At 64.3% G+C, this 8,259-nt stretch carries 9 protein-coding genes; 7 read left to right on the top strand and 2 right to left on the bottom strand.

The window, feature by feature from the left end:
* Positions 1-411 precede the first annotated feature (411 nt).
* Positions 412-603, top strand: coding sequence for a hypothetical protein (locus IVA78_RS07740; protein ID WP_247281133.1), 192 nt, complete (start codon positions 412-414; stop codon positions 601-603).
* A 237-nt stretch (positions 604-840) separates the two neighbouring features.
* Complete coding sequence (locus tag IVA78_RS07735) at positions 841-1,155, top strand: DUF1476 domain-containing protein (RefSeq protein WP_247464956.1); 315 nt, start codon at positions 841-843, stop codon at positions 1,153-1,155.
* 18 nt (positions 1,156-1,173) lie between these two features.
* Here IVA78_RS07735 and IVA78_RS07730 read toward each other — a convergent pair whose 3' ends face one another.
* Positions 1,174-1,764 (bottom strand): TIGR00645 family protein, encoded by a 591-nt coding sequence (locus IVA78_RS07730; RefSeq protein ID WP_247281110.1) that lies wholly within the window; start codon positions 1,762-1,764, stop codon positions 1,174-1,176.
* 224 nt (positions 1,765-1,988) lie between these two features.
* On the opposite strand from IVA78_RS07730, the gene IVA78_RS07725 reads away from it, so the two are divergent.
* A complete protein-coding gene (locus IVA78_RS07725) occupies positions 1,989-2,222 on the top strand; it encodes a hypothetical protein (protein WP_247281132.1) in 234 nt (77 codons plus the stop codon).
* 960 nt (positions 2,223-3,182) lie between these two features.
* Positions 3,183-4,118: a septal ring lytic transglycosylase RlpA family protein gene (locus IVA78_RS07720; protein WP_247281109.1), complete on the top strand. Its 936-nt coding sequence runs from the start codon at positions 3,183-3,185 to the stop codon at positions 4,116-4,118.
* Here the strand turns inward: IVA78_RS07720 and IVA78_RS07715 are convergent.
* Positions 4,112-5,068, bottom strand: coding sequence for an alpha/beta hydrolase (locus IVA78_RS07715; RefSeq protein WP_247281108.1), 957 nt, complete (start codon positions 5,066-5,068; stop codon positions 4,112-4,114). The two genes, IVA78_RS07720 and IVA78_RS07715, sit on opposite strands and share 7 nt — an antisense overlap.
* A gap of 154 nt (positions 5,069-5,222) precedes the next feature.
* Here IVA78_RS07715 and IVA78_RS07710 point away from each other — a divergent pair, with 154 nt between their 5' ends.
* Genes IVA78_RS07710 through IVA78_RS07700 form a run of 3 tightly spaced genes read left to right on the top strand, consistent with a single transcriptional unit; the run spans position 5,223 to position 8,214 of the window.
* Positions 5,223-6,485 carry a D-alanyl-D-alanine carboxypeptidase family protein gene (locus IVA78_RS07710; RefSeq protein WP_247281107.1) on the top strand — a complete coding sequence of 421 codons (1,263 nt, stop codon included), beginning with the start codon at positions 5,223-5,225 and terminating at the stop codon, positions 6,483-6,485.
* Between the two features lie 2 nt (positions 6,486-6,487).
* Complete coding sequence (tmk, locus tag IVA78_RS07705; protein ID WP_247281106.1) at positions 6,488-7,171, top strand: dTMP kinase; 684 nt, start codon at positions 6,488-6,490, stop codon at positions 7,169-7,171.
* Entirely contained in the window at positions 7,168-8,214 is a 1,047-nt protein-coding gene (locus IVA78_RS07700) for a DNA polymerase III subunit delta' (protein WP_247464950.1), read from the top strand. The genes tmk and IVA78_RS07700 overlap by 4 nt, the downstream gene beginning before the upstream one ends.
* Positions 8,215-8,259 lie beyond the last annotated feature (45 nt).

The raw sequence follows: 8,259 nt of genomic DNA, 5'->3' as shown, positions 1-8,259 counted from the left end.
CGTCGATCTCATCCTACGGCAGCGATCGCAGCGATGCCCCTACTGCAGAAGACGTATCCGTGAAAAACTGCAGCACAAACCAATTCTGCCAAAGTAGTGTTAGGACGAATCGTCATCGCGCTTTAGGTTGTTGTCTTGACATGATCTTTTCGGAAAACCGCTGCGCATTTTTTCCGGATCATTAGCGTTCGGGAAGGGATCCCGATCAGCCTTCTTGCCGATTTTCCGAAGATGGCAGAATGCCACTGTTTTGCCCGACGGGTCAACCGGCTTTTGCGCGAATGCAAAAGGCGTTGTGCCAACAAGACTTAGCTACTGTGCATGGGGTTGTTTTCGCAAACTTCGTTGGTCAGCGTCTATGCTTCAGCTCAAGCATGCGGAACTTTTTCCTCGCCGCCACGTTGTGTTGCCATGACTGAAGACCTTTCCTTCCGACGCAAGCCTCTGACTCCCGAGCAGCGCCAGGCACGTGATGCAGCGCGCCGGCTCGAGGCCGAAAAGGCCATGCGCGATCATGAGGCGGCGCAGAAGGCGTTTTACGCCAACAAGGAACGGCTGAAGGCCGAACGCCTCGCGCGGGAGGCGGCCGCGGCGAAGGGCTGACCAAACGCGGTCGGCGCCAACAATCTCCCATACCGATCTTTCAAACCGATGCCGCCGGCGTCTCACGCCGGTTGGCGTTCCCCTTGCTCAAGACCAGCTTGCGCGCGCCCGGTCCCACGCCCATCGGCGGGCTTGACGGCGTTTGCCTTCCGGGAGGAAGCTTAGGGTGAAGTGAACCACGGAGACGTTCGCTCCCAGCCAGTATGTCACATCAGCGAAACGAGAATGGAGCTGACCATGACCACGTTCGACAAGCGCGAGCAGGGCTTTGAAGCAAAGTTCGTCCACGACGAGGAGCTGATGTTCAAGGCGACGGCCCGGTCCAACAGGCTGCTCGGGCTTTGGGCCGCAAGCCAGCTCGGCCTCAGCAACGACGACGCGGCAAGCTACGCAACGGCGCTGGTCACGGACAATCTGGAGAGGCAGACCATCGACGACATCGTGAGCAAGGTGTCCGCCGATCTCGCCGCCAAGGGCGTGGCGCGCGAGCAGGTCGCGCAGAAGCTTCTGGAATACCTGCGCCAGGTCATGCAGCAGCAAGCTGGCACATGAGAGGCTGGCCATTATGCCTCATTCGGCGTGCTTGCGCGCCCCGGCATCGCTGAGCCTGTCGACATAGGCGATGCCGATCGCCGAGAAGACGAAGGTGAGGTGGATCAGCACCTGCCACATCACGCCAGTCTCGGTAAAGCCGGCGCGGTTCGAGCCGAGATTGCCGGCCTCGATGAAGGTGCGCAGCAGCGCGATCGAGGAGATGCCGATGATGGCCATGGCGAGCTTGATCTTGAGAACGCTGGCATTGACATGGCCGAGCCATTCCGGCTCGTCGGGATGACCCTGGAGATCGAGCCGCGAGACAAAGGTCTCGTAGCCGCCGACGATCACCATCACCAAGAGATTGGAGATCATCACGACGTCGATCAGGGCCAGCACGCTCATCATGATCTGTTGCTCGGTGAGGTCGAGCGAGTGCCAGGACAGATGCCAGAGCTCCTTGAGGAACAGCGCGATGTAGACGCACTGCGCCACGATCAATCCGAGATACAGCGGCAGCTGCAGCCAGCGCGAGCCGAAGATGATCATCGGCAGCAGGCCCAGACGCGGCAATGGCGGTCGGGGTTCGGTGCGGCGTTCGGACTGGAATCCAGGCTCAACCGACATTCAGGCAGCATCCTCGCATGGAGATGATCTTGCTGCCATGTAACCCGGCAAGATGGCCGGCGGAAGACGCGGCGCAAGCCGGTCGTTTGCCAGGGATCGCGCCGTTTCGTGCTACCGTGCCGGGCGGCCGTCGCGCGCTCGGCCAGCACGGAATCAAGATCGGGAGGCGGGGAGTGTTTCGCAGCGGGACATGGGCGGGTGGGATCGCGCTCGCAGCCGCGATCATGGCCGGCTCCGGCGGCGCGGACGTGTCGGCAACGCCACTAACCCCGTTCCGCTATGAGGCGCAGGCGCAGCGCCATTGTCCGCAGGATCAGGTGGTCTGGCTCGATTTCAGGAAGGGCGTCTACTACACCAGGGGCCAGAAGCGATATCGCCAGGGCTTTGACGGCAGCTTCGTCTGCCTGAACGAGGCTCGGGACGGCCGCTACCGGCGCTCGCTGCTCGGCCTGCGCTGAGCGGCGGGTGAGTGGGAAAAGCGAGCGGGCTATTTCCGGCTCGGCAGCTTCACCGGTACGTGCGGGGAGGTGCTAATGACCCTGGGGCTTCCGTCCGGATAGGTGCGATCGCCGCGGATCAGGGATTCAAGAACAAGAAAAAACTTCTCGGCAAGCATGTGACTCACCCTGGTTGGTGATGGCCTCTTGAAATTAAGTCGAGGCGCCGAATGCGGAAATTCAATCAACTAAACGGGAGCGGGACAATCCCGGGCAAACACTGTTTGCAGCGAAGTGTGGTCGTCGTCGGGAAAGCGCGAAGATCGCGCCCGAGATTAACCGAAGGCCAGTGCCACGAGGCTCGAGCAGAGCAGGACCAGGCCGCCTGCGGTCAATGCCAGGAAGCCATCGGATACGAGGTCATGGTTGCGCATGGGACACCTGCCGCTCTCGTCCTCGATGCTCGATCGGATCGATTAAAATTGTCCGAACGTGCCGCCTTGAAAGAAGTGAATGCTTGCCGTCCCGCGCGAGTGCCTTCAGGCCCTCGTGCGGTAACCTTCAAACGCATGGGCAAGGAAGATCGCCGCGCTTACCAGACCCATCAGTGCCGAAACCGTCTCGATCATCGCTAAATTCCAAATCCCGCCCTGCATCCGAGAGAACGCGTGCGGCCTTGCACAGTCAAAAGAATTTCCCTGAGCGGCGTGACAATGGGGATGGAGTGAGGATTTGGCGCAACAGAATGTCCAGCCTTGGCACAGAGCAGGGCCCTGCGTTCCGTAGATCACGGGGGAAGCGAACGTCCCGTTTACCATGCCGGCGTGATCGCTGTGGGCTCCCCATTTCCGCCGTGTTCGGGTTGCGTTATCGTTACTGCTTCCGATGCGGTGGTGGGCTGCCTCGGATCAAAGGACCGGACGGCGCTCCCGTAGCCAATGCGGGTTGGGCATGCCGCCGGCGGAATGGTATTTGGGGCAAATGGGGATCCGACGGTCAGATTCGGTTTTGCGGGCCGCGCGCGGTGTTGCGGCGGTCGCGACCTGCCTTGCGCTCGCCAATTGCGCCTCTTCGACCAAGTTCGCCAGCCGCGTCGATCCGAAATATGGCGTGTCCTCAAGCCCAAGGGTGGTGGCCTGGGGTGACCCGGTCCCGAAGGGCGGCGGCACCTACCGCGTCGGTAAGCCCTATATCGTGGCCGGCCGGACCTACGTGCCGGAGGAGGACGTCAACTATCGTGCCGAGGGCATGGCGTCCTGGTATGGCGATGATTTTCACGGCCGCCTGACCGCCAACGGCGAAGTGTTCGACATGACCTCGCTCACGGCGGCGCATCCGACCCTGCCGATGCCGTCCTATGCGCGGGTGACCAATATTTCCAACGGCAAGTCGCTGATCGTCCGCGTCAACGACCGCGGGCCCTATCACGGCAACCGGCTCATCGACGTCTCGAACAAGGCCGCCGAACTCCTTGAATTCAAAGGCAATGGCGTCGCCAAGGTCCGGGTCGAATATGTCGGCCGGGCGCCGCTGGAAGGCTCCGACGATCGCCAGCTGATAGCCACCTTGCGTACCGGCGTTCCGGCGCCGACCCCCTCAATGGTCCGGGTCGCTTCGGCCAAGCCTTTCGTGCCGGAATTGCCCTCGTCGAGCCGCGGTGCCATTCGCGGCGAGGTTCCGATGCCGGAGGGGCGGCCCTACAATCTCGGCAACAGCTCGGCCGATATGGCCTCGCTCAACGCGACCTCGGAAATGTCGGCCTCGAGCCGCAGCCGGGGCCGGGGCCACCAGAACGCCCGTGCCGTGTCCTATGACGACGACGGCCGCTATGCGACCGAGAGCGCGCTGTCCGGCGCCTACGCCTCGGATGGCGCGGCCGAGGCCCGCAGCATCCTGAGTGGCCGCGGCCTCTACTGAGTTGTGCTCGCCGTCAGGAATTTCACCAGCGCTGCGTTCACCTCCTCGGGCCGCTCCTGCTGCACCCAATGGCCGGCGCCCTCGAGGATCAGCTTGTGTTTCAGATTGGGCAGCACGCGCTCGAGCTCGTTGACGCGCTTCGCCCCGATCAGGCCGGTGATGACGGCGTCCTTCGAGCCGGCGATGAACAGTGACGGCTGCTGGATCTGTGCATCCTGCCAGGGCGCCGTCAGCTCCCAATTGCGGTCGATGTTGCGGTACCAGTTCAGCCCGCCGCGGAAGCCGCATTTGCGAAAGCTTTCGGTGAAATAGGCTAGGTCAGCCTCGCTCAGCCAGCGGGGCAGTGGCTCCTCGGCGCCCGCATGGCCGAGAAAGCCCTTGCCCTCCTGCACGAACATGGCCGCCGAGGGATCGGCGAGGCCGCGGCCGCCGAGCACGATGCGCATGGTGCGGGCGACGTCGCGCTCGAGCTCGGCCTCGGCGACGCCCGGCGTCTGGAAATATTGCCAATAGAAATTGGTGATGCCGCCCTGGCGCAGCAGATCGAGCGGCTTGCCGCGGCCGCGGAACGGCGGCGGCACGCTCAGGCCCGCGACCGCCGTGAAGATGTCGGGGCGGAACAGCGCGGCGTGCCAGGCGACCGGAGCGCCCCAATCGTGGCCGACCACCATTGCCTTGCTCTCGCCCAGCGCCTGCACCAGGCCGACGACATCGCCGACCGTGTCGAAGATGGAGTAGGCGGCCGCATCAGGGGGCGCCGCGCTCTGGCCGTAGCCACGCATGTCAGGAGCGACCACATGAAACCCGGCGGCCGCGAGTGCCGGGATCTGGTGGCGCCAGGAATAGGACAGTTCCGGCCAGCCATGGCACAGCACCACCAGCGGACCCTGGCCCTGCTCGCGGATGAAGAGCTCGATCCCGTTGGCCTTGATCATACGGGTTGAGGACATTCAAGTTTCCGCCTTGCTTCAGGGGTTTGGTCGGCAAATATAAGATGCCACGATAGGGGCGCGAGGAGAATCGTGCAATCTCAGGGACAGGCGTCCACCTCCGTGTTGTTCGCATCTGTTCCAACTGGTAGAACGCCGCTCTCAGGGCTTGGCCATGACATTTCGTCCTTCTTTGCTTCGTCGCCCCCGGTTCACCGCCGGTGCGCTGGCGCGCGGGCTGATCGCGGCGATTCTGGTCGCGGGCATCGGATGGGGCGGGGCGCTCTACGCCGCCAACCAGAGCGTGCAGGGCGCCAAGAAGGCGGAAGACACCGGCTTCGACGGCGACGCCCCGACTGCGATCCTGATCGAGGCCTCCTCGGGCAGCGTGCTGTTCGAGAAGAACGCCGACGAGCTGCGCGCGCCCTCCAGCATGATGAAGCTGATGACCGCAGAGGTCGTCTTCAACGCCATCAAGAAGGGCGACATCAAGCTGACCGACGAATATCGGATCAGCGAGAACGCCTGGCGCCGGGGCGGCGCGCCCTCCGGGGGCTCGACCATGTTCGCCGCGATCAACAGTAAGGTCTCGGTCAGTGATCTCCTGCATGGCGCGATCATCCAGAGCGGCAACGATGCCTGCATCGCGCTCGCCGAAGCCATCGCGGGCAACGAGCGGATTTTCGCGACCGACTTCATGACCAAGCGCGCACGCGAGCTCGGCCTCACCAGATCGACCTTCGCCAATTCCAACGGCTTGCCCGATCCCGGCAACAAGATGACGGTGCGCGAGCTCGGCATCCTTGCCCGCCACATCATCCTTGATTTCCCCGAGTTCTACAAATTGTTCGGCGAGAAGGAGTTTACCTGGAACAAGATCCGCCAGCCCAACCGCAATCCGCTACTCAATTCGATGGAAGGCGCTGACGGGCTCAAGACCGGCTACACCAAGGAAGGCGGCTACGGCATGGTGGGCTCGGCCGTGCAAAACGGCACGCGACTGATCGTTGTCGTCAACGGGCTCGATGATCCCGAGGACCGTGCCACGGAAGCCAAGAAGATGCTGGAATGGGGCTTTCGCAATTTCGAGACCCGCACCCTGATCGCAGCCGAACAGCCCGTCGGCTACGCCAAGGTGTTCGGCGGCGAGAGCCGCTCGGTCAAGCTCGTGGCCAAGACGCCCGTGAAAGTGATGGTCCACAAGAACGGCAGCGACAAGCTGATCGCCCGCATCGTCTATCGCGGCCCGGTGCGCGCGCCGGTCGAGGCCGGCCAGCAGGTCGGGGTGGTCAAGGTCTGGCGCAGCGGCACCATCGCGGTTGAGACGCCGGTCTATGCCGCCGAAGCGATCGGCACCGGCTCGACCATGCGCCGCGCAATCGACGGCGCCAGCGAGCTCGTGATCGGTATGTTCCGCGCAGGCGCCGAGAAGCTCTGATCATGAGTGAAAGCGCGGTACGCTGGCCGTCGGGACGCGGGCGCTTCATCACCTTTGAGGGCGGCGAAGGGACGGGCAAGTCGACCCAGATCAAGAAGCTCGCCGACCGCCTCACGGCGGCAAGGATGCGCATCCTCGTCACGCGCGAGCCGGGCGGCTCGCCTGGCGCCGAGATCATGCGACATCTGGTGCTGTCAGGCATGGGCAAGCTGCTCGGCCCCGAAGCCGAGACGTTGCTGTTCGCCGCTGCCCGCGACGACCACGTCCGCACCGTAATCCAGCCCGCGCTCAGCCAGGGCGTCTGGGTGCTGTGCGACCGCTTCGCCGACTCGACGCGGGCCTATCAGGGCAGCCTCGGCCGCGTGCCGGATGGCCTGATCAACGCGATGCAGCGGGTCACGATCGGCGATCTCAAGCCGGATCTCACCATCATTCTCGACCTGCCGGTCGAGATCGGCTTGCAGCGGGCAGCCACGCGCCGCGGCAGCGCCGCACCCGACAGGTTCGAGGGCGAGGATCTCAAGTTCCACCAAGGCCTGCGCGACGCCTATCGCAAGATCGCCGCGGAAGATCCCGCGCGTTGTGCGCTGATCGACGCCAATTCCGATCCTGACACGGTTGCCGGGCGCGTCTGGACGGCGCTGCGCGAACGTCTCCTTGCCACGCCCGCGGTGATTTCCGCATGAGCCCGCGTCGGACCGAGCGCGAAACCGCCATTCCGCATCCGCGCGAGGCATCGAAGCTGTTTGGGCATCGCGAGGCCGAGACCGCGCTGCTCGCAGCCTATCGCAGCGGGCGCATCCCGCATGCCTGGCTGATCGGCGGACCGCAAGGCATCGGCAAGGCAACGCTGGCCTACCGCATGGCGCGCTTCGTGCTCGCCCACGGCCAGCCGCTGGCGCCGTCCGTGCAGCGCGCCGAAGACCTTGCGATCGATCCCGACGATGCCGTGGCGCGGCAGGTTGCGGCGAGTTCGCATGGCGGGCTGTTGACGCTGGAGCGCACCGCGAATGATCGCGGCGTGATGCGCACCGTGATCACCGTCGACGAGACGCGCGAGACGATCGGCTTCTTCGGCTCGACGGCTGCCGCCGACGGCTGGCGCGTCTGCATCGTCGACACGGTCGACGAGCTCAATCCAAACGCGGCCAACGCGCTTTTGAAGATCCTCGAAGAACCGCCGCAGCAATCGCTATTCCTGTTGGTGAGCCACGCGCCGGCACGCGTGCTCGCCACCATCCAGTCGCGTTGCCGCAAGCTGCGCCTGCGCCCGCTCGCCACCGATGACGTGATCAGTGCGGCGGCTTCGGCCGGCGACCTCGATCCGAATGATCCGGCGCTGCACGAGGCGGCGGAGGCTTCCGAGGGCAGCGTGGCGCGGGCACTGACGCTGCTCGGCGGTGACGCGCTCAAGCTCCAGCAGCGCACCGCGGCACTGCTCGCGCGTCTGCCGCAGGTCGATCCGCGCGAACTGCACACGCTCGGCGATTCGCTCGGGACCGGCGACCGCGTCGCGCTTGCCGCCTTCATCGACGGCATCGATCGCTGGATCGCCGAACGCCTGCATGCGGACGAAGCCAATACGAACCAGAATCTGCCGCGCCTTGCGCGTCTAGCTGAGGTATGGGAAAAGATCGTCCGCGCCGCGCGCGACACCGAAACCTACAATCTGGAGCGCAAGCCCTTGGTTTTCTCGGTGTTCGGCTGGCTGGCGGACGCAACGCGCTAGGCGCAGGTTCGTTTCCAATTTTCGAGAAGCCGGTAAAGGAATTCG

The organism is Bradyrhizobium sp. 137 (assembly GCF_023074095.1).
Taxonomy (GTDB): Bacteria; Pseudomonadota; Alphaproteobacteria; order Rhizobiales; family Xanthobacteraceae; genus Bradyrhizobium.
This window is presented reverse-complemented; position numbering and strand designations above follow the sequence as displayed.